The sequence below is a fragment of the Xylophilus sp. PBN-3R genome (assembly GCF_057747805.1).
The window spans coordinates 3,405,615-3,429,286 of sequence record NZ_CM173225.1; the positions used below are offsets into that span (position 1 = coordinate 3,405,615).

Consider the following 23,672-nt stretch of genomic DNA (forward strand, 5'->3'; position numbering starts at 1 on the left):
CGGTCACAAGGCCGTTTCTTCGACGGTGTCGCCGGAAACCTCGGTCGCCCAGACTCTCAGGCGATCCATTTCCGGCCGCAAGCCTTCCAGCAGGGCCTTCTGCGCCGCGGTGCGGACCTCGGGCGCCGCGCTTTCGGCGTCGTGTGCGGACACCAGCAGCTGGCGCATCTGCACCGACTGCGCTCCATAGGCGTCACGCAGCCGCAAGTCGGCGCCCGGGTCCAGCCGAGCGTTGCGGCGCTCGGCCACCGCCTGGTCCAGATCGGCCATGACCCGACGGTTCATGTCGTCGAACAGCACCGCCAGGTTTGCGACCGACCAGTCGTCCGAGCGCGAAGCATGGCCGGTCCACTGCTGTGCGAAGTTGCGCACCGATTGCGTGAACGCCGCGGCCAGCCGGGCCTGCTGCTGCGCCTGGATATCCGGCCGGCCGATCCGGCCGACCCGGGACAGCGCGCGGCCCAGCAGGCCGTAAGCCAGCCCGAACGCAGCGAACGTGATGCCGCCGGCCGCCGCGATCGCCACAGGAGCCCGGCTCCGCAATGCGCTGCCGGCCCAGGTCGCCAGCGGCACCAGCACATTGATCGGAACCGTCGCGCCATAGACCGCCAGCGCCGTGGCCGGCACTCCGATCAGCAGCTTGCGCAGCAGGCCCAGGTCTCGCACATAGACGGCCCCGGCGGCGGCGAAACCGCTCCTGACGGCCGCGGCCCGTCCCGGTTCGGCCTGGCCCTTCAACCGCCGCAGCACGTGGGCGGGCAGGAACAGGGGAAGCCCGTGGCCATCGGCCGCGGCCACCGTCCGCGATGCGCGCTCGGTTCCCGCGGCGGCAGCCAGCCCGGCACTGGCCGCCCCCGAGGCGCCGGCCGAGACAAACGCACCCGCGCCTGCGGCCAGGCCCCTGCCGGCCGCGTGCTGGGCGGTGAGCACCATGAGCCGGACGGCATGACAGACGGCGAACAGCGGCATGCCGTACTTCAGGTTGAAGACATCGCCCACATCCAGCATGGCGGCCTGCCGGCGCGCCAGGTCGGCACGTCGACGGGCATTGGCCTGCAGCTCGGCGGTATACGCCCTGCCGTCCTTGGGCCAGCCGCTGTCCTGCAGCGGCGACGGCGTCGGGAAAACAAGCACCGGATCGACCGGCACCATGGGGCTGACACGACCGCCGCTCAGCAGCAGGGCCACAGCGTCGACCAGCGGCCGCACCGCCGTTGCCGTGAGACCGCTGCAGACGCCATATCCCAGCGAACCCGGCAGCGAGCCCACCAGGTTGGCCACGACGGCCCGGCCTGCGGCCGTGCCGCTGAATTCACCCACCCGTGTTTCGCCGAAGCCCGCCGGCGTTCCGTTCATGGCGGCCGCGACCTGCGCCACCACGACGGCGAAAGCCCCGAAGTTGATCGCTCCGCTCAGCCCCGCACCGACTGCGGCCGATACCAGCGCGGCCACCCGGGGGCCGCGGTCTTCGGTGCTTCCGTCACCTGCCGCGTATTGCAGCAGCCGCTGGTGCAAGTCCTGCTCCTGCCGCGACTGCGCCACCCGGTCGTCCATCCAGCGCACGCCGAGCGTGTCGAGCACCGCCTGCACCGCCGGCTGTGCAAAGTCGGTAGCCTGCGCGTCGTAGTAGAGGTCGACGCCGGCCTGGCAGACGCCCCGGCCCGCCATATGGTCCAACGCCAGACCGGCGTGGACGGCCTGGTCGGAGGCGACATGCGCTTGCGAAAGTTGCCGGAGCGGCACGCCCTGGTTACTTGGGTTGTTCAGCACATGGGCATGCAACATCACGGCACCTCGGGAGTCGGAAAGAACCCATTTTTCCGGCTCGCCGCGGGCCTGCCGACACTTGGACGAAACAGCGTCAGGCGCGCCGAAAACGGGCGGCGTGCGCCCGCGGAGGGTCACTGGACGGAGATGCTGAAATCCATCGCGAGGCGCTGCGCCAGCAACTCCCGCAACTGCGGCAACTGCGTGTTCAACAACTCGCGCACTTCCCAGAGGGGCGTCTCGAAACGCAGGTCTAGCAGGCCCGGCGAACAGGTCACGTACAGCACGGTCTGCTGCAGCAATTCAGGGTCGAGCGGAATGCGAGCGCTCCAGACGACCTGCGCCTGTTCGTAGCTGCAGACCATCGCCAGGGCATCGCCGATATGGCGGATCCGCGGGTCCAGCGTTTCATCGGCCGCTTCGCCGCCGCTGCCGTCGTCATCCTGCGACTGCCCCTGGCCGCCCTCGCGATGCGGACTCACCGCTCCGACCAGGGAATCGGACACCGTCGGCCCCTGCGAATCGTGCCCCTGGGCGCATCGGCCAGGATCTGCGGGCGATGCTGCTGCGGGGCGGCGCTGGTTCGCCACCGGCCAGGGGCGGGCCGGGGGTGGAGCCTGCGGCAAGGGCGGCAGCGGAACCGGCAGGGAAGGAAGTGGCGGGGGCGCCTGGCGGAACGACGGGATGCCGGTGCTCATTTCAGCAGCCGCCATTGTTCGAGCAGCGCCGCCAGGTCGCTCAGGGTCAGGTACGCCCGGATGTCCTCGATGAAGACCGTGCTGAAAAGCACCATCGACAGCAGCGCGCAGGCGCTCTTTAGCGGGGTTCCCAATGGCGAGGTGTCGACATTCTTGGCAGACCGCGACACCAGCGCGAGGCCGATGTCGATGAACGCCAGGATGAACAGGATCGGCATGGCGAGCGACACCACCACGTCCATCAGGCGGGTCAGCTGAAGTTCGGCGAACGCCTTCGGCAGCGCGGGCCAGTGCGGAGCGGCCTCCAGCACCGGCCACCAGCGGTAGGTCTGGCCGATGAGTCCCATCAGCACCAGCATGCCGCCCCCCATCCAGAACAGCGCGACGAACAGGTTCAGCATCAGGTCGGACACCGGCGTGTTCTGCTCGGAACTGGACGGATTGATCAGCTGCACATTGTTGTAGCCGGCCAGGTTGTCGACATAGGCACCGACCGACTGCGCCACCCAGAAACCCTGGCTGGCCGCGAAGCCGATGGTGAAACCGATGACCGCCTCGCGCCCCAGCATCACCGCCAGGCCCTGAGGCGTGGCCAGCGCGACGAAGGCCTGGGGCGATGCGCCGGCTGCCACGTGCACCGCGAAAATCGCGGTCAGGAGATGACGGATGGTCGGTGTCATGCAGGGCTCGGTGGTGGCCGGCAGCACCAGGAACACCATCGCCGGCCGCATGCTGAAGACCAGCAGCATGGCGCCCCACAACTGCAGGTGTTGCGCCGCATCGAACAGCTCGTTGCCGCTCATGTCAGCATGCCCAGCTGGTCCATGCTGTCGTAGAAGTCGACGGTTTCGTCGACCGGCTGTGCCAGGAATGCCTCGATCTGAGAATGCCTGGCGATAGCCTCGTCCGCCTCCGGATCGCTGCCCGGCTTGTATTCGCCGATACGCACCAGCGTTTCCACCTCGCGCCAGCGCGACAGCAGGCGGCGCACATGGCCAGCGGCCCGCACGTGTTCCCGGTCGGCCACCTCGGACATGACCCGGCTCAGGCTGGCCAGCACATCGATGGCCGGATAGTGGTTGCGGGCGGCGATCTCGCGCGACAGCACCATGTGGCCGTCGAGGATGCCGCGCACTTCTTCCGCCACCGGATCGGAGCCGCTGTCGTCCTCGGCCAGGATGGTGTAGAGCGCAGTGATCGAGCCCTGGGCGGATCGGCCGGGGCGTTCGAGCAGGCGCGGCAGCTCGGCGAATATCGAGGGTGGGAAACCGCGCCGGGTGGGCGGCTCGCCGGCTGCCAGCCCGATCTCGCGCTGGGCACGTGCGAAGCGGGTGACCGAATCCATCATCAGCAGCACCCGCATGCCCTGGTCACGGAAATATTCGGCGATGGCCGTTCCGACATGCGCGGCCTTGGCGCGTTCCACCGCCGAACGGTCGGATGTGGCGCACACCACCACGCTGCGCCGCATGCCTTCCGGCCCCAGCACACGCTCGACGAATTCGCGCACCTCGCGGCCGCGTTCGCCGATCAGCGCGATGACGTTGACGTCGCACTGCGACCCGCGGGCGAACATCGAAAGCAGCGTGCTCTTGCCGGTGCCCGCCGGCGCGAAGATGCCCATGCGCTGACCCTCGCCCAGGGTCAGCAGGGCGTCGACGCAGCGCACGCCGGTAATGAAGGGTGTGTCGATCATCGGCCGCTCCATGGGTGCCGGCGGTGCCCGCATCATCGACAGGGTGGCGATGGTGGGGACCGGCCCCCGGCCATCCAAGGGCTGCCCCAGCACATCGACCACACGCCCCAGCAAGGCCGGCCCCACACGCACCTGCAACGGCCGTCCGGTGCCCACCACCAGGGTGGAACGCGAAAGCCCGGCCGAGCCGCCCATCGGCATCAGCAGCGTCTGGTCGCCCGAGAAACCCACCACCTCGGCGTATTGCAGCACTGCGCCGCTACGGTCGCGCAGTTCACACAGTTCGCCGACGAGTGCGTCGAGACCGGTGGCGCGCACCAGCGTGCCGACCACTTCGTTGATCTTGCCAGCGCGCAGCGGCGCGGGCGACCAGTCGAGGCCGGCGGCCACGGTTTCGGTAGCCGACCGAGATGCAGAAAGGTTCACCAGCGAGGCCTCCGCCCGGCTTCGGATGGGGGTCCGTCATCGAACATGTCGTCACCATCGAACTCGGCATCGTCATCTTCTCCGTTGTCGTAGTCGCCAACGGCCGCCCCGTGCGCCCCGTTCCCGTATGCCGGATACGAAGGCAGGGGCACGGCCAGGTCCACGACCGACCCCGAACGCGCCGGTGCGGCGGATGGAAGTTCGGCCGCCGGCGCAGGAAGCACACCGGGCATGTCCAGTGCCTGAAGCAAGCCCAGTGCGGCCTGCCGCAGCGTCGCCAGCTGCACCGACAGGCTGGCGTCGACATAGGCCTGCGCCGATTCGCAGAGACAGCTGCCACGCGCCAGCGTGTCGGAGTCGATGATCTTCACCACCGTGCCGTCCGGCCACCGGTGCTGCAATGCGTCGACCGCGGCCTGCGCCGCCATCCGGTCGTCCGGATGCACGGTGAGGGTCAGCAGACTGTCGGCCTCGGCCATGTCATCCAGCGCCTGGAGTGCCTGCTGCAGGTACTGCTCCAGTACGGGGCCGTGCACCAGCCGCGCCGTGGCCTGGACCACCATGTCGGCCAGCCGGCCACGCAGTTCTGCATGACGGACAGCGGATGCGTCTCGCTGTGCCCGAGCCTCCGCATGCCAATGGCCCACCGCATCACGCCGGCCCTGGGCGTAGCCGAGCCGGGTCACGGCTGCGGCATCGCTGCGTGCCTTGGCAGCCATCGCGGCCGCGGCCGATTCGGCATCACGCAGAAGCGATTCGCGCTGCAAACCAGCATGTTTTTCCAGCGCGTCGAGGGTGAGCAGGCGCTGCAGGGCTTCACGCGGAATCACGTCGTCGTCGAAGGCAACCGAATCCGGGCCGCATTTCAGCCACACAGCCATGGAGCCTCCGGCAGAAAGCGCGCCAGCCGCTCCATCACCCAGGCGCTTCCGCCGGCGGCTCCGGGCAGGTCCTTCAGGGCCGGCGGCGGCACGGAGTCCCGGCCGAAACCCAGGCGGATCAGGCGGATCACCTGCGGATCGGTCCAGGTGGTGTCTTGCCGAAACAGGCAGAAACCTTCCCAGGCGAGCGCGTCTACCATGTCCTGCGATTCGGGACCCGGCGGCCAGGGCAGCCCGGCCGTGTCCCGGTGCAGCCCGTCGTCCGGCGATTCGAGCAGCACCGCTTCAAACACCACCGGATGCAGCCAGCCGTTCATGCTGCGGCGCAGGCTCGGCTCGACGCAACGCCGCAAGGCCGGCCGCCGGCGCAACAGCGCACGTGCGCGCAACACGCGGCACAAAAGGGCCGGAGGCAGCAATGCCAGGCAGTTGCCCGACTGTTCGAACACATGCGCCGGTATCGGCCCCACACCCAGCGCGGCAGGCAGCAAGGCATGGGCGGTCGAAGTCTCCAGGCCGATGTCCTCCAGCCAACTGGCATGGAGCCATTGCGGCAGGCGCCGCAGGCATTCTTCATAGGCGACCAGCCGCCCGGCAAGCGCGTCTGTCGCCAGGGCCTCGGCCCGGTCGGCAGCCCTGCGCGCGATGATCGATGAAAGACCGAAACGCATGGTGTCTTCAACCTGCCGGGCGGCCGCGATGCAGCCACGCGGCCAGCACCGGCAGCGGCCAGCTGCTGCGCCGCGCGCGATCCGGCCATCTCCAGGCCCAGCCGGTGAGCAGCGCAAAACCGACCGCCAGGGCGGCGGCCAGGCACATGGCCAGCACTGCTGGCACCGACAGGCCGACCGGATCCGCCAGCATCGCGGCCGGGTCCGCCGCCTCGGCCGCGACGAAAGTCACGCTGACCTCGTCGTACTGCAGACCCTCGACGCTGTGGGCCACCAGATTCTTGATCGGTGAAGCCAGTCCGGCGATGGGCAGGTCGGGCCGGTACTTGATGAACACCGAGGCGCTGGCGGGTTTGGTGTCGGTGGCCAGCGGATCGTTGTGCGGCAGCACGATATGCACCCGCGCCACCAGCACGCCGTCCATGCGCGACAGCGTGTCCGACAGTTCCTGCGTCACGCCGTGGACAAAACGCACCCGTTCTTCGGCCGGCGTGGAAATCAGCCCGTCCTTCTTGAAAAGCTCGCCCAGGCTCGCGAAATGGCTGCGCGGCAGGCCGCGTGCACGCAGCAGTTCGAGCGAACGCACGATGCCGTCGTCCGGCACCCGCAAGGACCAGCTCTTGCCGTTGTCCGGCGATGTCTTTTCGGCCGCCACGCCGGAAGCCATCAGCACTGCCAGCACCTCGTTGCAATCGGCTTCGTTCATGGCCGTGAAAAGCTCGGTCTTGCAAGCGGCGAGCAGCGCCAGCAAGCCGAGGACGATGCCGAAACGAAGAAGCGTTTTCATGCGGGGCTACTTGCTGTTCAAGACGGTTTCGACCTGCTTGCGCACCATGCGGATCACGGTCAGGGACATGTTGTTCAGGATCTTGAGTTCGCTCAGGTCGTTCTGTTTCTTCGTATAGAACTTCTGCGACTCGATCGCCGACATTCCCGCGGGCGGCGGTTTGGCGATCTCGGCCAGGCCCTCGGTATAGGCCCGCGAAGGCACCCGGACCAGCTGTGAAAGCATCGACGGCCCCTGCTGCGGCGGCGCGGCGGCTGAAAAGCCGCTCATCACCTGTCCGAATTCATGCATCGCGCCCGGATCGGACGCGTCGGTGGCGGGCGCGTTAGCGTGCAGCTGGAAGGTGTGGGAAGACGAAAAGGCAGGTGGTTGGATCTGGCTCACGGTTGGCTTTCGACGTTCGCAAAAATGAAGTTCAGGCGCGCAGCGATCCGAAGGGATAGGCGGCGTGCGCACCAAATGTCTGCGCCCCTGCCGAAAGCGGGGCTGCATCGGGCGTTTCGTTCATCCAGGGCTCCAGGACTTCCATGGCCGCGCTGTCGCCGGACTCGTAGATGACCTGAGCGGCACCCCACCAGCTGGGCTCGCCTATGTGGCGCAGGCACAGGGCGCAGAAGGCGCGGGCCGTCATGTCGTCGACCTGTTCCCAGCACTGCATGGCTTCGACGTATTCGCCGTGGCGGTAATGCGTCATGGCCTGGAGCCGCCGCAGGTCGCAGCGAGGCAGCAGCACGGCGATGGTGTTCAAAACCGACTGTGCGTTGTGCGAGGCAGAACTGTTCAGCATCGGAATCACGCAGGCGATGAGCACACGGGCCAGAGAGCGAGCGGCGGCGTCGGCAGCCTGGTGGTCCGGGTTGGTTTTCATGCACGCATCCATTGATATTGACCCGAAGAAATTCCATTGAACATTTCATCCACACAATCCAGAATATTCTTTTGCCAATAAATGGCGTGGTCGGCAAAATGTGCCAGCGTATCGGCAAGCCACCGACCGGTAATGTTCGGGCCGAAAGTGCCCCTTACCAAAAGCACCACACCACCGGTATCGGGGTCCATGCCCATCACCGCGTCATCCTTGGCATAGACCAGCACATTCGCTTCCAGCATCAGCCGAAAAACCTTCAGCGTTCGACCTGCGGCAATGGCTCCGAACTGGTAGGAAAAATAGAAATGCCCGCCCTGGGCGTCTCCTGAATTGAAGACGACCTCCAGGCCCTTTACCTGCACCTGACGCCGCCGCAGAATCTCTGGAGGGTATAAACCGACCGTATCGCAGAAATCCTGCAACAGGACGATCAGTTTCTCATCGACATTCTGGGCGACGATCGGTGGAACACCAGGCTCCTCTTCGATGAGAATTACCTCTCGGCAGATTGCGCGCTCGCGGTCGCAGCGGCAACGCCTGCATTGGGACCGACCTTGTCCCAAGTGACCGCTTCCTTCGCACGTTTCAAGCGTATTTCACGCTGGCCGGCATCCACCTGGGCTTTCTCCGCAAGGTATTCGCCCGTATCGCCGACCATCTTGGTATAGGCGGCATTCTTCAGGCTGTTTTCCATCGCGGTGGCGGCGTTCAAGGCTTGCAAACCCATTTTTCAGATCCTTCTCTCAATAATCCCGAACCGCGGGAACGGATTCATCCTGCTTGATGAAATCGGCTGCGAGGGTCAAACCCTCGTATAAAACCCTTAAATCACCGCGCCGCTGCATGGCGTCCGCGGATTTCAATTCATCGATGACTTCACTACGGCACCGGTCCAGCGCGAGCAGCGCTTCCATTACCAGCGCGGGCGATGGCCGCAACCCTTGCAACGCCAGCACGAGACAGTCCTCATGCGCCAGTTGAAAATCGACGAACATGGCGCGGGCGGTAGATTTCATCATCGTCATTTCACCGAAAACACTTTCGCGCCATCGGGCCGCTCCGAATATTGCAATTCGTCGGCAGACATCGCGACACTGAATGGCGGCGTGGTTTTAATGGATTCGAGCGAGAACTCGATGCCCCTGACATTCGCGCCCAGGTCCTTTTGCAGTTGCGGGGCGGCATGTTCCAGATGTGTCGGATCGGCCACCGTGCCGAGGACTTCGAAACGGCCTGCACCCAGGTAATGCGCCTTGAGGCCCGGCGCACGCAAGGCGCTCTCGATGGTCGAGGCGATCTCGTCGGCCACCTCCCAAGACTCCAGCACGGATATGCCGGTGCTGCGCTGCACGTCTGCGACCGCCAGGCGTACCGCACGGCCCTGCTGGGCATTGCCCACCAGGCCGCTGAGGGACACCACACGGCGGTTCTGCAAGACCTGCAGTTCGTTCAGGCCCTGGCTGAGCAGGCTGCGCGACAACCACTGCGCACCCAGCGCGGGCTCCGGCGGCGGCAATTTGGGCGGGCTGCCGGAGGCCGCCCCGTACAGCGCGCCCACCGCCACGAGCAGCCCTGCGCCCACCACCGTGCCACGGATGGTCCATGAATACGCCGGCGCCCTGGCCGACGGGCGGCTGGCTGCCTCGGGTGCCCTGAGCATCTCGAGCAATTGCGCATCGGTCGGCCAGGGTCGGTCGGTGTCACCGATGCAGAGCACGACTTCGCCGAACCGCCTGGGCTGCAGGTCCGGCCAGGTTTCGGGCTCTGGCGCGGCACCGGCATCCGCAACGACATGCGTCGGATCGACCGGCCCCGTGCAGCAGGTGACACCCGCACCGTCGACCACGAAGATGAGCGGTGGAGCGGTCCAGTCGTACAGATTCAGGAAGCCTTCGCCCTCCGGTTCTTCGGCTTGTCCGCGGTCGATGCGATAACGCCCTGGAGGCAGCGGCAGGCACGCGCCGCCATGCAGGCCGGCGACCACACGCAGGCTTTTCATGCGGCCTCCCCTGCTGCGTCAACAGCCGAGTCGCCGGTTGCGTTTTCCCGCGGCTTGCAGGCCATCACGAAGACTGGAAACAGGGGGCAGATCGTCGCCCTCATGATCCGGCTGAATTCGTCGTTGCCGGCGCGCTCGTGCATCAGTTTCTGCAGCGTTGCCTGCGCGCCGCAAAGCACCTCGCAGGCCTCGTCGTAGAGGTGGGCCGTCGGCACATACCGTTGGTACAAGGGTCGCATCAGCTGCAGGAATTCTTCGCAGGCATCGCGCACCGGACTGAAGGCGTCACGACCTGCCGCGCCCTGCGTGACACGATGTTCGATCCGGTCGGCGAGATCGTGCGTGAAGTCGATGACCAGCGACTGCATGGTTTCGCGCAGGAAGCCCGGCATCGTCCACATGCCACGGCTCGCCGCGTGTGCCTCGCAGAGCGCCGGCAATGCCAAGGCATGCCTGGCCATGTGGGTGACATGCGACCTCGGCCGTTCACCTGCCGCCTGCAGGAAATTCACGGCCGGCAGGTGGCGCGCACCACCACCGGATGCGTCGTGAGAGGAACCTTCGCCTGAAGACGACTGCCGGGAAGAAACGCGCGCCGACCCGCCGAAATTCAAAAGATCTTCGGCCTGAAGATGCTGCACGCCGGATGAATCGGCATGCCCTTTCGTTGCCGCGCCGTCGCGTGCCTTGCGGGCCTGCTGCCATTTGGTCCGCAGTGCCGACAAAGGTGGCAGCCCGGCCAGCGACAGGGAACCGGTCGATGGCTCGGGTGGCAACGGCGGGACATTTCCGGCATCGGCGGGTTCTGCGCGCCTGGGAGGCACGACGGCCGGCGAGTCGAAACGAAGGGCTTCGACGACGGATTTGGGCGGTGCGCCGGGAAACGTGTTCATGGCCGGAATGCCGCCTGCAGCAAGGTATGTGAAAAGACCACCATCTGCGTGCCTGACCAGCCTGCCGTGATGGCGATTACCGCCGACACCACCAGCAGCTTGATGGCATGCGCGATGCTGGCATCCTGAAGCGATGTCACCGCCTGCGCGAAGGCCACCACCAGCCCGATGGCCGCCGAAGCGGCGATGGCCGGTAGCGAAACCAGCAGGCAGACCAGCATGGCCTGCGAGGTGAAGCGCACGATGTCGTCGGGATCCATGGAGTGACCTTGCAGATGGCGTGTGTAAGCGTCAGCGGTAGGTTTGCACCAGGCCGTGCAGCAGGGCGGACCAGCCGTCCAGAACCACAAAAAGCAGCAGCTTCAGCGGGATGGCGATGTTGGTGGGCGAGGCCTGCGACAGGCCGATGGCGACCAGCACGTTGGCGACCACCAGGTCGACCACGATGAAGGCGAGGTACAGCAGGAACCCGATACGGAAGCCTTCGTTGAGTTCGCTCACCACGAAGGCTGGCGCCACCACCATCAGATCGTCGGGTTTCAGTTCCGCAGCATCCGCGGCGGGCCAGAGCTCTGCCGCGGATTTGAGGAAATATCGTTTTTCGCGTTCGTGCGCGTGCTTGGAAAGGAACGCCCTGAAAGGCTCCCTGGCAGCGTCCATCAGGTCCAGCACACGCTCGGTGGCGGTGTCGGTCGGCTTGTTCTTCACGGCGTCCATGGTGGCCCTGGCGGTGGGCATCAGCACGTATGCGGTCATGACCAGGGCCAGCCCGTTGATCACCATGGTGGGCGGCACCTGCTGCACACCCAGCGCGTTGCGCACCAGGTTCAGCACCACCACGATCTTCACGAATGAAGTGAGCGACATCACCAGGAACGGCAGCAGGCCCAGCGCCACGCTGATCAAGGCCAGGCCTACGACATCACCCGGCTGGAAGTTCACGGTTCACCGTCCGCCAGGGCATTGCCCGGCATTGCATCGATGCGGAGAATGCGCACGCCCAGGCGGCCGCCCACGGCTACCAGTTCACCGAGTCCCAGCGCCTGCCTGGCCACGGTGATACGCACCTGCGCCTGCTCGACGGATGTCGGCAGTTCGAGCACATCGCCGGCCTTCAGACCCGAGATGTCGGCCAGCCGCAGCAACGGGCCCTGCAGCTCGATACCGACGGTAAGCTCCAGGCGCGCCAGCAGGGCAATGCCGCCGGGCAGCGGCATGTCGCCGGGCGCTTCGCCATCGGGAATGCCGACGACGGCGGGCGGGCTTGTCAGCGTCATGGTGTTCCCACTTAAAAGTACACGGGTGCGGAGTTCGGAAGGGCCGCCCTCGCCCCACGACAGCCAGGCTTCGAAGCCTGACGCCAGCGATGCCTGACCAGCCAGCAGCAGCACATCGCCGGCCTGCAGATTGGCGATGCGCCTCGCCGGCAGCAACCGAGCGGCCAGGAGAAGCCGGCTCGGCAGACTGCGCTGAAGCGTCGCCGTCGTCAGCGAGGGGTTCAGGCGGGCAACATACGCCTCGACCGCGTCGAGCAGCCGGTCGTCGACCGACAGGACTTCGCATCTGATCGCCTCGATATCGAGGGTCACGCCGGCAAAACCGGCATCGCCTGCCGAGCCGGCCTGCAGGTCGAAGTCGCTGACCAGGCTCGCCCTGACACCGAGCCGCGCCTCCATCAACAGCGTGACAAGTGCATGGCGCCGCCCATCGTCCGGCAGTGTCGCGGCGCTCGCGAGTGCCGGCCATTGCGAGGTCTCGATGGCCAGCCTGACGGTGCCGAAAGGCGTGCGCACAGTCGCCAGCAACGGATCCCGGATCACCCGCTCTGCCGCAGCCGTTTCAATCCGCGGGCCTTGCCCGCCTGCGTGAAACGCACACCACGGATGCCCTGCCGCACGGGCCATTGCGGCGCAACGGCGCAGGCGATTGGCCATGCGGTCGACCTGCGGAAGCGCGCGGCCCAGCGAGGATGAAGGAATGGCAGTCGATTTCATGGGGGCTGGATGGCACGGTTCGGTACAGGGCCAAGCTTAGAAAACCTGAGCCGTCGGATGAATGGGAATCCGAAACGAGGAGTGTTTTGGCGAAGTGCACGGGGGTCGTATCGGTTCGATCGACGTGCATCGGCCTTCGAGCCGAGGTTCGGCTTGCATCGCAGGCCTTCGCGCCGAACCCTGCGCGATCCGACGTCGGTCCCTACGCTGGCCGCTATCGCATCGACCTACAGGAAACGCACCATGATCACCAACGGGCCGTCCCACAACAAGTCACCGACCAACCTGCTGCCCAAGCAATCCTCCGGCGTCGTCTCCGGACCGCCGGCCGGCGGCGGCAAAACCGCCGTCCCGTGGACTCCGCCATCGGAAATCGCCGCCCTGTCGTCGACCGGAAAAGCAGGTGCCGTCCATGACGACTTCAAACCCGGCCCACAGAGCCTGGACGGCAGTTATGCAGCGCTCGCGGGCCTGCTGCCGGCCTTGCGGGTGACCGTGCCTCGGTCAAAGGCGGAACAGCAGGCTCGTGACGCGCTGGAAAGCACTCTGCGTGTCATCGACGACATGGCTGTCAGCCTGGTGGAACAAAGCACCGAAGTCTTGAAAAACGGCACCATTTCCCAGCAGCTGGCAGCGGCGGCAGCCATCGACCGGTTCATGCGGAAAGCGGAATCGACGATGAACGCCCTGGCCCAGGGGACGGCGAAGGATCTTCCACCGCCGCAGTCGCCCGCCATGCAGACACTGCTCGAGCTGATGAGCAACGGCATATGGCGTGGTATCGAGGATATGCAGAAGGAGATTGAAAAGGCCTTCGAGACGCCGCTCCCCAGCAACCCTGGACAAGCCAAACCGGATGCAGCGCAACGCCAGCAACTTGCCAGACATTTCGCCGACCGCAACTCGCAGCAGTTTCTTGCGCAACTCGGTGCGATCAACCTGCCGGCCATCAAGAAACTGGATTTCGAACCCCGCAATCTTTCGGGCATGGCCGCCATGCGCGAGGAACTCAAAGCCGTGGCGAAGCTGGCGGACGTCGCCAGGACCACCAGAGCGTCGCCTGCTACCGGCCATGGCGCTGTGGCCGGTCTCGACGCCGGCAGTCCGGTCGCCGATGAACAGGATCCAGAGGACGACGAAGAGTCCGACCTGCAGGACCATGAAAAAAAGTCCGCCGCAGACGTAGACACAGACGCAGACGGATTCGGCGTCGAACGTGCGGAACTCGACGCCCAGGCGCCCAAGAGGGATCGATAGAACCGACCCTGTGACGGCTACCGGTTCGCAAACCGCCGCAAGTCTTCGGATGGCAATGTCGCCCGCCCGCTCCACGCGCAGACCATGACGCTGCCCACTGAAACCCCTCAACAGACAGGCCTCCAATGAGCTTCTCATTTCCTTCCTTCTCGCCATTGGCATCGCGTTTCCCCACGGCCCAGATGCCGCTGACACCGCCGACACCGATGCCGACATTCGACGATGACGAGGTGGACGATGTCGACGCCAATCCGGATGTCGACGAAACGGATGAAGAAGAAGACCCGGACGAAGACGGGGACGAAACATCCATCGACTGAGCTTTACGCGGCGCCTGCGGCGTCACCGGTTTTTAGGAATGCTCCCAAGCACTTGCAAGCGCCTTGCAAGCACGTCCGACGGCGCGTCTTCGCACACTGCCTCTCTCGACAACCTACGGTCGACACCACCAAGATGATTGCCTATCACTACCTGCTCCTCAGTTCCACGCTCGACTGTTGCTCTGTGGCGCCGCTGGCGGCGACATGCATGGCCCAGGGCCGACTTTCGGAAGCCATGACCGCAATGTCCGCGGTCAGCGAATCGACGGCCGATTCCTTGCTAATGGCCCGCTTGCGGCAGAAGTGCGGTGACATCCACCTCTTGCGGGGCGCGCTGGAAGATGCGGAAGAAACCTACCGCCTTTCGTTGAAACCCCTGGCGGCCTCCGCCGAGACACAAGGGCTGTCTTGCCGTGCCGCAGGCCTGCTGTCGCTTTTCCAGCGGCGCTTCGAAACCGCGGCAAGTTGCTTCCAGAAGATCGCGCGACTCGACTGTTCCGTCTGGTTGCGAAACGAGGCCACCGTCTTCCTGGCGCAGATCCTGTTCGAATCGGGCCTGCGTTCGCGAGCCTGCGAAATGCTGCGCGGCGTTGCGGAAGATGCGGCGACGACGGCCGGGGCAGTGGGCTGGCGGCAGCTCTTCCTGCTTGTGCTGCATGACTTCCAGGTGCGCATGCTGGTGCAGAACCAGCCCGAGATGCGCGACGACATCTACTGGCAATCGCTCGACACCGCGCCGCCCTCTGCGGAAACGTCGTCCCCGCTCATCGGAGACGGTGAATGCGACCCGGGTTTCCATGAAACTCGTCGAACAGCGTGCGACCCAGTTGGGCTGCCTCGAGAGCCTTGCCCGTGGCGAACCGGGCAACAGCATCTCGCTGCAGAACTGCCTGGCCGGCACGCGGCTGCTTTCGCCACAATGCCACCAGACCGTGCTGCTCGAACTCACGCAGGCGGCCTTGGCCGGCAAGCTGATCCATGTGGCTGAAATACTGATTGCTGGTGGCGGTGCCACCACCACACAGCGCGGCACGGCCAGCGTCGACGGGACCGACCCGCAGCAACGCCAGTTGATGTATTGCCACGCCAAGCTGCGCCTGCTCCGCGGCTTGGCGGACGAGGGCCTGGCGATGTATGCGGCCTATGCACTGCTGGCCATGCAGGCCATGCGAGCGGCTTATCCCATCGCCCAGCGCTTCGACGAGAAGCCTGCCAGCCACTATGCGGTGGTGAAGGACGACATCAGTGCACGGCTGCCTGCGCGTTACCGCCGCGCCTACCAGTTCATGTTGGCACAGGCGCATCTGCCGTCGTTGTCGATCACCGACATCGCCAACGTCATCGGGGTGTCGGAACGCGCGCTCCAGCTGGCTTTCAAGGAACACATCGGCCTGTCTCCGCGCGAAGTGCTGCGCCGCCACCGCATGCAGAAGATTCGTGAGGACCTGCAGGAAGCGACGGGTGCCGGCGTCATGGAAGTCGCCATGAAACACGGCATCAAGAACCGCACCGCGCTGACGGCGGGTTATCGCCGCTACTACAACGAGACGCCGTCCAAGACCAGCATGGGTTGAGAGCCGAAGATGGACCGCAAGCGCGACATCCAGGATTACGAACTGCTGGCGTCGGTGCGCGAGCGTAGAAACGAGGGGTTCCAGGAGGCGGTTCGCCTGGCTCGCGCCGAACATGCTTATGGCCTGACACGACAGTCGGCAAGCGAAACCGCGTGGCGAGCGAGCCTGCAGATCCAGGACGCCTATTCGGCTCGGCTCCGTGCCCGCACCGCGGTCGGCCAGAACGTTCGGCTCGGCGAACTGGACAACGCACGCAGCCATGGGCGGGCATTGCAAACCAACGCCGAAAGTGCCCATGAAGCCTGTCGCCAAGCCGCGTCCGCCGTCGATTCCGCTCTTGCCAAATACCAGGCCGCCAGCCGGCATCTGGCAAATAACGAGGCGCGAATCCGGTCGCTCGTCGAGCAGGCGAATCGCTGGAGGCGCGCGGCGCAGCTGGAAGCCGAAGAACAGGAAGAAGACGAGCGAAACGATGCCGGAAGCGTCAGGCGCTGAGCACACGTTCCCACTGCAGCAGCGTGCGTTCGTCGCTCAGGTGATGGCGATCCAGGCAGGCCAGAAGCTGCAGCGCCAGCGGGGCTTCTGAGGCGTCCAGCAGTTCGACGACTCTCCATGAGACTTGCTGCCAGGCTGCGCCGAGCGCCCGCCTGCGAAGTGCCATTTCTTCCGAGTCGGCCCGCCCCAGCAGCACCGGGGTGTAGCCGCCCATCAGCCTGGACAGCCAGGACGCCAGCCGCGCGGCTTTTGCCGGGTCGAGGTGCCGGGCCGGATTGCGAGCCAGCACCCGCAATAGATCGAGGTCGGTCCGACACAGACGGTCGTCCAGCGACACGATGCCTCCCTTGACGACCAGGGCTTCCGAATTGCCCATAAGCTGCCGCAACCGGCGAACTGCACTCGAAAAGTTGCTGCGTGCTGTATCACCGTCTGCGGTGGGCCACATCGAGTCGCAGATGCTGGCCACTTCCAGTGGCGGCCCCCAAGGTGCCAACAGCAACCAGCACAAAAGCTGGCGCTGCCGTGTGCCGGGCAGCTGCGCCAGGGCCGCACCGGGCAGCCGGATGGTCAGCCCGCCAAAACTCCGGATCACTATGCGAGGCGTCATTCGCGGGTCCACGTGGATTCGGGCCGCATCGAGCCGTAGGCCAGCAAGAAATCATGGTCGTTGCGCACACCCAGCTTCTTGAACCCGGCCTGCTTCTGCGCGCTGATCGTCTTGACGCTCCGGCGAAATTTGGCGGCCATCCCGGTAACCGTCATGCCCTGCAGGCAGCAACGCAACACCTCGTTTTCTCGCGCCGACAGGATCGGTGCCGAAAGTTGCGGCGCCGGAGTAGCAGCCGCGAAGGCAGATCCACCCGCAGCGAGGTCGCCCACGGCGCGCAGCAGCGCATCGAGGCCGGTGTTCTTGGCCCGGAACCCGTGCGCTCCGGCACGCCGCACGATGTCGGACGTATGGTCGCCTCCGTATGAGGTGTAGACCAGGATCCGCATCCGCGGGAAATGCGCCCGCAGATGCCGTACCAGGCTCGCACCGTCCACATCGTTCGGCCCCAGCTGGTAATCCAGAACCAGAACGTCGCATGGTGAGCCGGCCAGCAGATGCAGCAGCTCCCTACCCTCGCACGCCGAGCCGACCCATGCGTAACCCGGGCTGTTGCGCACCAGCAGTTCGATGCCGTAGCGGACCACCACATGGTCGTCCAGCACCGCCACCCGAACGTCGGCGACCGTCATCGCGAGCCCCCACGACCGACGTCGGCCGAATTCAGCATGTGACCCAGCCAGCGCACGGCCTTTTCCTGCGCTTCCACATCTGTCAGCCGACCGGCATGGACCCGCTCCAGCACCGCTGCGATGCCAGCCACCGCATGGTCGCCCATCATCTGAGACGCCCCGCGGATGCGGTGGGCGTATGCGCGCGCCCGTTCACGGTCGTGGCGCCGGGCCGCCTGCTTGAATGCGGCCAGGTCACGCAGGCAGCTGTCGCGGTAAAGCATGCGCAGGGCCGTCGTGGCGCGCGGTGACGTCGGAGGTTCGGCCAGCGTGATGTCGAGGTTCAGCGCGGAGGCCAGCTCGGGCAGCGAGGCCGGTTTGTGCAGGACGTGGTCCATGCCGGCGCGCAGGCAGCGCTGGCGGTGCTCCTTTCCGGCGAGCGCCGAAATTCCCACCAGCAAGGTCAACCCATATTGGGGGCTTGCACGGATTCGGCGTGCCAATCCGTAGCCATCTCCGTCGGGCAAACCGTTGTCGATCAAGACCATCCCCGGCCGGTATCGGGCAAACAGCGTCAGGGCCTCCCGCAGCGTGCCCGCTGCCAGCGTGTCCAGACCGAGCATTCGCAACTGATCCTGCAATATGGCGCGGCAAAAAGGGTCGTCATCCACCACCAGGCACTGCTGCCGCTGCTGCCCCCGCCGTTCGACCGACCGTGATGGCCGTTTGAAACACAGTGAATACATGGCATGGATCCGGCCGGCTCAGTGCGCCGGCCGGGGCCGTATACGCAGGCTGACGGCGATGTCGGAATGGTCACGAACCACACGACAACTCCAGCGGACCGAACGGCGGGACATCGATGCCGCGAGCCGCCGCAGTTCTGCGCGCAGGTGCCGCAATTGCCGCAGGTGCATCTTGGTCGCCCGGGAGTCCACGCGCAGCGCCATGTCGACATCGATGGCGCCGGTCGTCTTGCCCTGAATCCTGACTGGCAACAAGTAACGACTCTGCAAGCCATCGCTCAAGCCGGTCAGCAACACCTGCGCAACGAGGCAGATGGAATGCGCCTGCACGCGGACCTCGCCGCTCCCCGGGGCCAGTTCGACTGAAGCCAGGAGGTCGCGGCCGTGGAACATCGCGGCCAGCCTGAGATAGCTCTGCAGCATGTCGATCTCTTCGTGGAGCGCCACCTGCGCCGGCGCGGTATGCACCAGGCATTGCCTCAGGTAGTCGGACAGCGCGAATATCGGCTCGGCTGCCGCGATGTCATCGAATCGGCTTTCTCCGGCGATCCGGTTGAACGTGTTCATGACCAGATGGATATCCGGTCCCGATTCCGCCGGCAGGACATTGCAGGACGGCGCAGGCGAACAGGCCGCGCGCATCGGCTCGAGGCCCGGATCCGCGGCGCGTCTGCGGGCGAAGGCGACAAGGCAGCACAGGCCGGCGACCGCCGCCATGACCGAAGCACCTGCCAACGACAGCAACGGAACCGTCGTGACTCTCTCCCAACACTCCAGCATGACCAGACACATGACGCCCTCACAGGGCGCGCCCGTCGCGGAAACGCCTGATTCGAATCGATGAAACCGCCATTATGTCTCATGTGTGAGCGCACACTATCGAAATCAGATGGTCAGCCTGCCGATGCTCAATAGGCGTGATGATCCTTGAACATCACCCGCACCGTACGAAGAATGATGTGCAGGTCCAGTCCGAGGGACCAGTTGCGCAAGTAATCCAGGTCATGGTCGATACGCGCCTGCATCTTCTCCAGCGTCTCGGTTTCACCGCGGAAACCATTCACCTGGGCCCAACCGGTGATGCCCGGTTTCACCTTGTGCCGCACCATGTAGCCCTTGATGAGCTTGCGATACAGCTCGTTGTGCGCCACCGCATGCGGCCTGGGTCCGACGATGCTCATGCGCCCCTGCAGCACGTTGATGAACTGCGGCAACTCGTCGAGCGAAGTGCGGCGCAACACCGCTCCCAGCCGGGTGATGCGACTGTCCTGCTTGCGCGCCTGCCGCACCTCGGCACCGTCCTCCGACACCTGCATCGAGCGGAACTTGTAGACCACGATTTCCTGGCCGTTCAACCCGTAGCGCCTCTGTTTGAAGAGAACCGGCCCGCTGGAAGTCAGCTTTACCGCGATGGCGATCACGATAAGCAGCGGCAGCACCATGAGCAGGATCAACAGCGCCAGCAAAACGTCGCTGCCGCGTTTGACCACGCCCATCACGCCATGAAAAGGGGTCTCGCACACCGAAATCACCGGAATGCCGTTGATCGCTGCAGTACGCCCCTGGATGAGGTCGGTCACGAACATGTCCGGCACAAAATAGATCGATGCGGTCGTGTCTTTCAATTCGTCCAATATCTGCAGTACCCGCGGCTCGGCAGCCATCGGCAATGACAGGAAGATGACCGAGATCTGGCGACTCTTTACGAAAGCCGGCAGATCGCTGATCTTGCCCACGACCCGATGGCCGCCCAGGTCATGCACCGGCCCGTCGCCCACGCGGTCGTCGAAGAAACCCATCATCGACATCTGCAGGAATTCGGCTTCCTCGATTCGCCTGGCCAGGGAAACACCCTGAGGATTGACGCCCACCACGACTACTTTTTTCGGCGGCCCCTGCCAGGAGAGAATCCACGGCGCCAGCCCCCGCACCCCCAGATGCAACAGGATCAGGCAAAGTGGCGCAATCCAGAACCACCACCGCAGGACCGCCGGCGAGAAATGCCCGAGCGAACGAGTCGCATACGCTCCCAGGAACAACAGACACGCCACGCACACCCAGGAAACCATGACCTGCGCAGCCAGGGTCCAGACGGGAACATGCAGACGGGAAACGCCCGGGAACGTCAACGCGAAAACCACCATCGACAGCACCATGCAGGCGGAATCGATCTGTCCACGGAAATAGAACGAAACCAGCCAGAGTGTTCCGATCAAAACCAATGGCTCCAGCAGCGCCTCGATCGGCGACAAAACACTGTCGCTGCTGATCGCAGAACCACTGCGGCGCTGGGTCGGAAGCATTTTCTCGGCGCTATTCACTGACATGCGCCGAATTGAATGCAGATACGGCCTGCATGCGATTCGACACGTCCAGCTTCTTGAAGATCCGCTGCATGTGATTCTTCACGGTGAACGAGCTGATATTCAAAATACTGCCGATCTCGAAGTTGGTTTTCCCCATCGCCACCCAGTGCATGATCTCGACTTCACGCGGACTGAGATTCCACATCTCGACAAAACCTCCCACGCCTGCCAGTGTTGGCGCCTTTTCGATATCGCCGCCTGAGTGCTGATGCGGCAGGTGCGCCACCTGGCGCAGCGCCGTATCGATATACGGCAACAAGATTTCCATGGCGCTGCACACGGCATCGCCATAACGCATTTTGGTGCTCAACATCACATAGATGCAGTCATGCCGGCCGCGTTCGTCATGAATGCCATGCACCAGCATGGAGCGGGCGCGTTGCAGGCCATCCCCCAGTTGTCGCTGCAGATCCACGTCGTCCGGAAACCAGCCCGCCTCATTGGCAGAAATGACAAACGGTCGCCGGTCGTAAGCGACCCACTGCTGGAACAGCGTTTTCAAGAACGGCGCCACGGCCTTCGTTTCGATATTTTCAGAACGTACCCCCTGAAGATCGGAAACGACGTCGTGGTACAGCACGCCTTTTTCAAAATCGCCCCAACCTGCCACCAGAATATCGTGCGGGATATGGGCTTGCACGTCGCCCTGCAGCCAGACCAGCAAGTCAAAGTGCCGTTTCACACCGACAGCCTGCGTAATGATGCGGAAATACCGATTGGTGTCATCCGCCGAAAGCAAGGAAAAGAAAGTCATTGAACATCCAGGCCGAATGAAAGCGGCCGCCAGGCTTGAAAGCGGTCCGACGCACCTATAAAAATGAGTTCCAAAACGCAAGTGATTACTTGCACATGGGCAGGGACACGATGAAACAAATCGATACACCAAGAATAACCCATTTCCGTGTGTAGCGCCCCCCGACGACAGCCTTAAGTTAAATCACATCGTTGCCCAAAGCGAGTGTTTTGCTGCTGAAAACACGCAAGACGCTAGTCATAACGGTCTATTGAGACGTCGTATGCCCCATGAGACATTGCGGTTGTCCCCTCGTCGTCACAGTCCTTTTTCATTCACGGGAATAATGCCATGCGCAAATTACTTTCAAAATTATCGATCGCCGCCGCCTTGGTAATGGGATGCCAGCTGGCAGCCCACGCAAGTGTCACCACACTCGGGGTGATCAGCGGGACCAAAACCCTGTCCAATACCACCCCGGGCGGCAGTTTCACCGATTTTTTCAATTTCTCAGTCGCCTCTGCCAATAACGCAGGCCTGGCGACCACCAGCATTTTGTTTCCGGCGACCTACGGCACGCTCGTGGAAAGCCTCAACCTCTACGCCGGGACATTTTCTACACTGGCTTCGCTGCCGGCAAACCCTGTCAGCCTTCCGTTCATCACCACGGTGGCCAACAGCAACGGCACAGTCATCACCACCCTGGCCAGCTCCGCGAATCTGGATGCTGCGGGCTATACCTTGGTAATCGGAGGAACCAGTATCGGAGCAGCAGCCTATACCGGAATCATTGCCCTCACTGAGATTCCGCGTACCTTGCCGCCGGTACCGGAGCCCGAAACATACGCCATGCTTCTTGCGGGCCTCGGCATGCTCGGTTTTATCGCCCGACGCCGCCAAAAGAATACATAAATCGACCACCTCCACGGAGGTGCCTTTATCAAATGGAGTGCCACCAGGTACTCCATTGTCTTTCAATGCAGCCGAAAAGCGGCATTGAAAAACAACGACCACGCGACGCCAAACACCCGGAAAGGTGCCAAACGCCGTCACTTACGAATGCCAAAGTTAATCTTGATCATCAAGCGATTCATTCAGTTCGCGCCATGGTACGCATTGGCAACGACGGCGCAGGCCACCCTCCATGACAGCCTTCAACTCTCTGCAAGCCTGAACACCAGTTACGACACGAATATATTCAGGTTACCAAAGTCGGCCAATCCCCGGACAACCATCGGCCGGGAATCGGCAGCAGAAGTCATTCGCGCGGCGACAGGCTCCGTGACCTTCAGCAAGGACTACGGTCTGCAGCATGTCGACCTGAATCTCAATGCGGTCAGATACGATTACCAGAATTTCTCCTACCTTGGATTTACAGCACTCAACTACAGCGGAGGCTTGCACTGGAGCCTGACGCCGCGCGTTCGTGGAAACGTCATTGCCACACGCCGCGAAAGCCTGATCAATTTCGGCGATTTTCAGAATGTCGGTGTTCAAAGCAAACGAACAGACATCAACACCCGTGCAGACGGCCTCTATGAATTGGACGGCGCCTGGCAAGTGGTAGGTGGCATTGCACACCTCGAAATCAAGAATACCGCACCCGTCATCGCGCAGAGAGGTTATGACATCACTTCGATTGACGCGGGTATCCGAAGAACCTGGGCATCCAGATCGGAAGCGACCTGGCGTCTCAGGAGATCGGCCGGCGAATACACCGGCGTCCAGAACTTTGCCAACAGCAGCCTGCCTTCCGGTTTTAGCGAAATTGAAAATGAATTGACGTTCAGTTGGGCGTTGACGTCCAAAACAGCCTTCGACACCCGTCTGTCCTACATTCAGCGCACATACAACGAATATAACGTTCGAGACTACAGCGGTGTCGTATCCAGATCGAATCTACGGTGGGGTGTCACCGCGAACACATCGGTGCTGTTCGCATATGCCCACGAATTGATCGACTACCAAACGAGCTACAGCAGCTATATCAGCAGCGACCGGGTGGCAGTCGAACCGAGTTGGCAGGCGATGCCTAAACTCATATTGACCTTTCGGCAGGAATACGCCCGACGTAGTTTCAATGGCCCGTTAGCCGGCCTACCAGTCGCCAACCGACGTGAAGACGAGCAATACACAAGCCGGCTCAGCGCCACATGGAAACCCCGAGACGCTATCGACATAACTGCGTGGATCCAGTCGGACAAACGCAACTCCAGCTATTCCGGCTTCGACTATGTAAGCCGGAGCGCAGGAGTACTGGCGCAAATTACTTTCTAACCG

Annotated in this window: 30 protein-coding genes; 6 read left to right on the top strand and 24 right to left on the bottom strand. The window is 64.0% G+C overall.

What is annotated here, in order from left to right; all coding sequences use genetic code 11:
• Positions 1 to 3: 3 nt before the first annotated feature.
• From AC3ANW_RS16160 to AC3ANW_RS16240, 17 genes are all read right to left on the bottom strand, one after another.
• Positions 4 to 1,785 carry a hypothetical protein gene (locus tag AC3ANW_RS16160; RefSeq protein ID WP_488341866.1) on the bottom strand — a complete coding sequence of 594 codons (1,782 nt, stop codon included), beginning with the start codon at positions 1,783 to 1,785 and terminating at the stop codon, positions 4 to 6.
• A gap of 116 nt (positions 1,786 to 1,901) precedes the next feature.
• Positions 1,902 to 2,465: a type III secretion HpaP family protein gene (locus AC3ANW_RS16165; RefSeq protein WP_488341867.1), complete on the bottom strand. Its 564-nt coding sequence runs from the start codon at positions 2,463 to 2,465 to the stop codon at positions 1,902 to 1,904.
• Entirely contained in the window at positions 2,462 to 3,268 is an 807-nt protein-coding gene (locus tag AC3ANW_RS16170) for an EscT/YscT/HrcT family type III secretion system export apparatus protein (RefSeq protein ID WP_488341868.1), read from the bottom strand. The genes AC3ANW_RS16165 and AC3ANW_RS16170 overlap by 4 nt, the downstream gene beginning before the upstream one ends.
• On the bottom strand, positions 3,265 to 4,587 hold the full coding sequence (sctN, locus tag AC3ANW_RS16175) for a type III secretion system ATPase SctN (protein ID WP_488341869.1): 1,323 nt from the start codon (positions 4,585 to 4,587) through the stop codon (positions 3,265 to 3,267). The genes AC3ANW_RS16170 and sctN overlap by 4 nt, the downstream gene beginning before the upstream one ends.
• Positions 4,584 to 5,468, bottom strand: coding sequence for a FliH/SctL family protein (locus AC3ANW_RS16180; protein WP_488341870.1), 885 nt, complete (start codon positions 5,466 to 5,468; stop codon positions 4,584 to 4,586). The genes sctN and AC3ANW_RS16180 overlap by 4 nt, the downstream gene beginning before the upstream one ends.
• Positions 5,453 to 6,139 carry a type III secretion protein HrpB4 gene (locus tag AC3ANW_RS16185; protein WP_488341871.1) on the bottom strand — a complete coding sequence of 229 codons (687 nt, stop codon included), beginning with the start codon at positions 6,137 to 6,139 and terminating at the stop codon, positions 5,453 to 5,455. Before AC3ANW_RS16185 ends, AC3ANW_RS16180 begins: the two co-directional genes overlap by 16 nt.
• 7 nt (positions 6,140 to 6,146) lie before the next feature.
• The gene (sctJ, locus tag AC3ANW_RS16190; RefSeq protein ID WP_488341872.1) at positions 6,147 to 6,926 is read right to left on the bottom strand and encodes a type III secretion system inner membrane ring lipoprotein SctJ; all 780 of its coding nucleotides are present in this window, start codon (positions 6,924 to 6,926) and stop codon (positions 6,147 to 6,149) included.
• Positions 6,927 to 6,932: 6 nt separating this feature from the next.
• Positions 6,933 to 7,310 (bottom strand): hypothetical protein, encoded by a 378-nt coding sequence (locus tag AC3ANW_RS16195; RefSeq protein ID WP_488341873.1) that lies wholly within the window; start codon positions 7,308 to 7,310, stop codon positions 6,933 to 6,935.
• A 31-nt stretch (positions 7,311 to 7,341) separates the two neighbouring features.
• Positions 7,342 to 7,794, bottom strand: a complete 453-nt coding sequence (locus tag AC3ANW_RS16200; protein WP_488341874.1) for an HrpB1 family type III secretion system apparatus protein — start codon at positions 7,792 to 7,794, stop codon at positions 7,342 to 7,344.
• The gene (locus tag AC3ANW_RS16205) at positions 7,791 to 8,216 is read right to left on the bottom strand and encodes a type III secretion system chaperone family protein (protein ID WP_488341875.1); all 426 of its coding nucleotides are present in this window, start codon (positions 8,214 to 8,216) and stop codon (positions 7,791 to 7,793) included. The genes AC3ANW_RS16200 and AC3ANW_RS16205 overlap by 4 nt, the downstream gene beginning before the upstream one ends.
• 71 nt (positions 8,217 to 8,287) lie before the next feature.
• Positions 8,288 to 8,521: a hypothetical protein gene (locus tag AC3ANW_RS16210; protein WP_488341876.1), complete on the bottom strand. Its 234-nt coding sequence runs from the start codon at positions 8,519 to 8,521 to the stop codon at positions 8,288 to 8,290.
• Positions 8,522 to 8,537: 16 nt separating this feature from the next.
• Complete coding sequence (locus AC3ANW_RS16215; protein WP_488341877.1) at positions 8,538 to 8,813, bottom strand: hypothetical protein; 276 nt, start codon at positions 8,811 to 8,813, stop codon at positions 8,538 to 8,540.
• A gap of 2 nt (positions 8,814 to 8,815) precedes the next feature.
• Positions 8,816 to 9,793: a hypothetical protein gene (locus AC3ANW_RS16220; protein WP_488341878.1), complete on the bottom strand. Its 978-nt coding sequence runs from the start codon at positions 9,791 to 9,793 to the stop codon at positions 8,816 to 8,818.
• Positions 9,790 to 10,686 (bottom strand): hypothetical protein, encoded by an 897-nt coding sequence (locus AC3ANW_RS16225; protein WP_488341879.1) that lies wholly within the window; start codon positions 10,684 to 10,686, stop codon positions 9,790 to 9,792. The genes AC3ANW_RS16220 and AC3ANW_RS16225 overlap by 4 nt, the downstream gene beginning before the upstream one ends.
• Positions 10,683 to 10,946: a type III secretion system export apparatus subunit SctS gene (sctS, locus tag AC3ANW_RS16230; protein ID WP_488341880.1), complete on the bottom strand. Its 264-nt coding sequence runs from the start codon at positions 10,944 to 10,946 to the stop codon at positions 10,683 to 10,685. The genes AC3ANW_RS16225 and sctS overlap by 4 nt, the downstream gene beginning before the upstream one ends.
• A gap of 31 nt (positions 10,947 to 10,977) precedes the next feature.
• Positions 10,978 to 11,628 (bottom strand): type III secretion system export apparatus subunit SctR, encoded by a 651-nt coding sequence (gene sctR, locus AC3ANW_RS16235; RefSeq protein WP_488341881.1) that lies wholly within the window; start codon positions 11,626 to 11,628, stop codon positions 10,978 to 10,980.
• Entirely contained in the window at positions 11,625 to 12,680 is a 1,056-nt protein-coding gene (locus AC3ANW_RS16240; protein ID WP_488341882.1) for a FliM/FliN family flagellar motor switch protein, read from the bottom strand. The genes sctR and AC3ANW_RS16240 overlap by 4 nt, the downstream gene beginning before the upstream one ends.
• A gap of 9 nt (positions 12,681 to 12,689) precedes the next feature.
• On the opposite strand from AC3ANW_RS16240, the gene AC3ANW_RS16245 reads away from it, so the two are divergent.
• Both AC3ANW_RS16245 and AC3ANW_RS16250 read left to right on the top strand, forming a co-directional pair.
• Complete coding sequence (locus tag AC3ANW_RS16245) at positions 12,690 to 13,937, top strand: hypothetical protein (protein ID WP_488341883.1); 1,248 nt, start codon at positions 12,690 to 12,692, stop codon at positions 13,935 to 13,937.
• Between the two features lie 125 nt (positions 13,938 to 14,062).
• Positions 14,063 to 14,257, top strand: coding sequence for a hypothetical protein (locus AC3ANW_RS16250; RefSeq protein ID WP_488341884.1), 195 nt, complete (start codon positions 14,063 to 14,065; stop codon positions 14,255 to 14,257).
• Positions 14,258 to 14,537: 280 nt separating this feature from the next.
• Here AC3ANW_RS16250 and AC3ANW_RS16255 read toward each other — a convergent pair whose 3' ends face one another.
• The gene (locus tag AC3ANW_RS16255; protein ID WP_488341885.1) at positions 14,538 to 15,056 is read right to left on the bottom strand and encodes a hypothetical protein; all 519 of its coding nucleotides are present in this window, start codon (positions 15,054 to 15,056) and stop codon (positions 14,538 to 14,540) included.
• Here AC3ANW_RS16255 and AC3ANW_RS16260 point away from each other — a divergent pair.
• Together AC3ANW_RS16260 and AC3ANW_RS16265 are read left to right on the top strand one after the other, a co-directional pair.
• A complete protein-coding gene (locus AC3ANW_RS16260) occupies positions 15,055 to 15,831 on the top strand; it encodes a helix-turn-helix transcriptional regulator (RefSeq protein ID WP_488341886.1) in 777 nt (258 codons plus the stop codon). The two genes, AC3ANW_RS16255 and AC3ANW_RS16260, sit on opposite strands and share 2 nt — an antisense overlap.
• A gap of 9 nt (positions 15,832 to 15,840) precedes the next feature.
• Positions 15,841 to 16,326, top strand: a complete 486-nt coding sequence (locus AC3ANW_RS16265) for a hypothetical protein (protein WP_488341887.1) — start codon at positions 15,841 to 15,843, stop codon at positions 16,324 to 16,326.
• On the opposite strand, the gene AC3ANW_RS16270 is transcribed toward AC3ANW_RS16265, so the two are convergent.
• The 6 genes from AC3ANW_RS16270 to epsA all read right to left on the bottom strand — a co-directional run bounded on the left by AC3ANW_RS16270 (position 16,316) and on the right by epsA (position 21,413).
• Positions 16,316 to 16,936, bottom strand: coding sequence for an AfsR/SARP family transcriptional regulator (locus AC3ANW_RS16270; RefSeq protein WP_488341888.1), 621 nt, complete (start codon positions 16,934 to 16,936; stop codon positions 16,316 to 16,318). The two genes, AC3ANW_RS16265 and AC3ANW_RS16270, sit on opposite strands and share 11 nt — an antisense overlap.
• Entirely contained in the window at positions 16,933 to 17,568 is a 636-nt protein-coding gene (locus AC3ANW_RS16275) for a response regulator (protein ID WP_488341889.1), read from the bottom strand. The genes AC3ANW_RS16270 and AC3ANW_RS16275 overlap by 4 nt, the downstream gene beginning before the upstream one ends.
• Entirely contained in the window at positions 17,565 to 18,293 is a 729-nt protein-coding gene (locus AC3ANW_RS16280; protein ID WP_488341890.1) for an Hpt domain-containing response regulator, read from the bottom strand. The genes AC3ANW_RS16275 and AC3ANW_RS16280 overlap by 4 nt, the downstream gene beginning before the upstream one ends.
• Before the next feature lie 18 nt (positions 18,294 to 18,311).
• Positions 18,312 to 19,010, bottom strand: a complete 699-nt coding sequence (locus AC3ANW_RS16285) for a histidine kinase (RefSeq protein ID WP_488341891.1) — start codon at positions 19,008 to 19,010, stop codon at positions 18,312 to 18,314.
• A 191-nt stretch (positions 19,011 to 19,201) separates the two neighbouring features.
• Complete coding sequence (locus AC3ANW_RS16290) at positions 19,202 to 20,620, bottom strand: undecaprenyl-phosphate glucose phosphotransferase (RefSeq protein ID WP_488341892.1); 1,419 nt, start codon at positions 20,618 to 20,620, stop codon at positions 19,202 to 19,204.
• Complete coding sequence (epsA, locus tag AC3ANW_RS16295; RefSeq protein ID WP_488341893.1) at positions 20,607 to 21,413, bottom strand: XrtB/PEP-CTERM-associated transcriptional regulator EpsA; 807 nt, start codon at positions 21,411 to 21,413, stop codon at positions 20,607 to 20,609. The genes AC3ANW_RS16290 and epsA overlap by 14 nt, the downstream gene beginning before the upstream one ends.
• Before the next feature lie 330 nt (positions 21,414 to 21,743).
• Here epsA and AC3ANW_RS16300 point away from each other — a divergent pair, with 330 nt between their 5' ends.
• Both AC3ANW_RS16300 and epsL read left to right on the top strand, forming a co-directional pair.
• A complete protein-coding gene (locus AC3ANW_RS16300) occupies positions 21,744 to 22,304 on the top strand; it encodes an FxDxF family PEP-CTERM protein (RefSeq protein WP_488341894.1) in 561 nt (186 codons plus the stop codon).
• A gap of 84 nt (positions 22,305 to 22,388) precedes the next feature.
• Complete coding sequence (epsL, locus tag AC3ANW_RS16305) at positions 22,389 to 23,669, top strand: XrtB/PEP-CTERM-associated polysaccharide biosynthesis outer membrane protein EpsL (protein WP_488341895.1); 1,281 nt, start codon at positions 22,389 to 22,391, stop codon at positions 23,667 to 23,669.
• The last annotated feature ends 3 nt before the right edge of the window (positions 23,670 to 23,672 follow it).

What these genes read in the sequence shown, in the direction of transcription:
- AC3ANW_RS16185 (WP_488341871.1), bottom strand. Translation starts at nt 6,139, where the DNA reads ATGCGTTTCGGTCTTTCATCGATCATCGCGCGCAGGGCTGCCGACCGG.
- AC3ANW_RS16275 (WP_488341889.1), bottom strand. Translation starts at nt 17,568, where the DNA reads ATGACGGTCGCCGACGTTCGGGTGGCGGTGCTGGACGACCATGTGGTG.
- AC3ANW_RS16220 (WP_488341878.1), bottom strand. Translation starts at nt 9,793, where the DNA reads ATGAAAAGCCTGCGTGTGGTCGCCGGCCTGCATGGCGGCGCGTGCCTG.
- AC3ANW_RS16245 (WP_488341883.1), top strand. Translation starts at nt 12,690, where the DNA reads ATGGCACGGTTCGGTACAGGGCCAAGCTTAGAAAACCTGAGCCGTCGG.
- AC3ANW_RS16215 (WP_488341877.1), bottom strand. Translation starts at nt 8,813, where the DNA reads ATGATGAAATCTACCGCCCGCGCCATGTTCGTCGATTTTCAACTGGCG.
- AC3ANW_RS16240 (WP_488341882.1), bottom strand. Translation starts at nt 12,680, where the DNA reads ATGAAATCGACTGCCATTCCTTCATCCTCGCTGGGCCGCGCGCTTCCG.
- AC3ANW_RS16250 (WP_488341884.1), top strand. Translation starts at nt 14,063, where the DNA reads ATGAGCTTCTCATTTCCTTCCTTCTCGCCATTGGCATCGCGTTTCCCC.
- AC3ANW_RS16210 (WP_488341876.1), bottom strand. Translation starts at nt 8,521, where the DNA reads ATGGGTTTGCAAGCCTTGAACGCCGCCACCGCGATGGAAAACAGCCTG.
- AC3ANW_RS16300 (WP_488341894.1), top strand. Translation starts at nt 21,744, where the DNA reads ATGCGCAAATTACTTTCAAAATTATCGATCGCCGCCGCCTTGGTAATG.
- AC3ANW_RS16260 (WP_488341886.1), top strand. Translation starts at nt 15,055, where the DNA reads ATGAAACTCGTCGAACAGCGTGCGACCCAGTTGGGCTGCCTCGAGAGC.
- AC3ANW_RS16200 (WP_488341874.1), bottom strand. Translation starts at nt 7,794, where the DNA reads ATGAAAACCAACCCGGACCACCAGGCTGCCGACGCCGCCGCTCGCTCT.
- AC3ANW_RS16290 (WP_488341892.1), bottom strand. Translation starts at nt 20,620, where the DNA reads ATGTCAGTGAATAGCGCCGAGAAAATGCTTCCGACCCAGCGCCGCAGT.
- AC3ANW_RS16160 (WP_488341866.1), bottom strand. Translation starts at nt 1,785, where the DNA reads ATGTTGCATGCCCATGTGCTGAACAACCCAAGTAACCAGGGCGTGCCG.
- AC3ANW_RS16270 (WP_488341888.1), bottom strand. Translation starts at nt 16,936, where the DNA reads ATGACGCCTCGCATAGTGATCCGGAGTTTTGGCGGGCTGACCATCCGG.
- AC3ANW_RS16180 (WP_488341870.1), bottom strand. Translation starts at nt 5,468, where the DNA reads ATGGCTGTGTGGCTGAAATGCGGCCCGGATTCGGTTGCCTTCGACGAC.
- AC3ANW_RS16280 (WP_488341890.1), bottom strand. Translation starts at nt 18,293, where the DNA reads ATGTATTCACTGTGTTTCAAACGGCCATCACGGTCGGTCGAACGGCGG.
- AC3ANW_RS16265 (WP_488341887.1), top strand. Translation starts at nt 15,841, where the DNA reads ATGGACCGCAAGCGCGACATCCAGGATTACGAACTGCTGGCGTCGGTG.
- sctS (WP_488341880.1), bottom strand. Translation starts at nt 10,946, where the DNA reads ATGGATCCCGACGACATCGTGCGCTTCACCTCGCAGGCCATGCTGGTC.
- sctJ (WP_488341872.1), bottom strand. Translation starts at nt 6,926, where the DNA reads ATGAAAACGCTTCTTCGTTTCGGCATCGTCCTCGGCTTGCTGGCGCTG.
- AC3ANW_RS16285 (WP_488341891.1), bottom strand. Translation starts at nt 19,010, where the DNA reads ATGGCGGCGGTCGCCGGCCTGTGCTGCCTTGTCGCCTTCGCCCGCAGA.
- AC3ANW_RS16255 (WP_488341885.1), bottom strand. Translation starts at nt 15,056, where the DNA reads ATGGAAACCCGGGTCGCATTCACCGTCTCCGATGAGCGGGGACGACGT.
- AC3ANW_RS16170 (WP_488341868.1), bottom strand. Translation starts at nt 3,268, where the DNA reads ATGAGCGGCAACGAGCTGTTCGATGCGGCGCAACACCTGCAGTTGTGG.
- epsA (WP_488341893.1), bottom strand. Translation starts at nt 21,413, where the DNA reads ATGACTTTCTTTTCCTTGCTTTCGGCGGATGACACCAATCGGTATTTC.
- AC3ANW_RS16225 (WP_488341879.1), bottom strand. Translation starts at nt 10,686, where the DNA reads ATGAACACGTTTCCCGGCGCACCGCCCAAATCCGTCGTCGAAGCCCTT.
- AC3ANW_RS16165 (WP_488341867.1), bottom strand. Translation starts at nt 2,465, where the DNA reads ATGAGCACCGGCATCCCGTCGTTCCGCCAGGCGCCCCCGCCACTTCCT.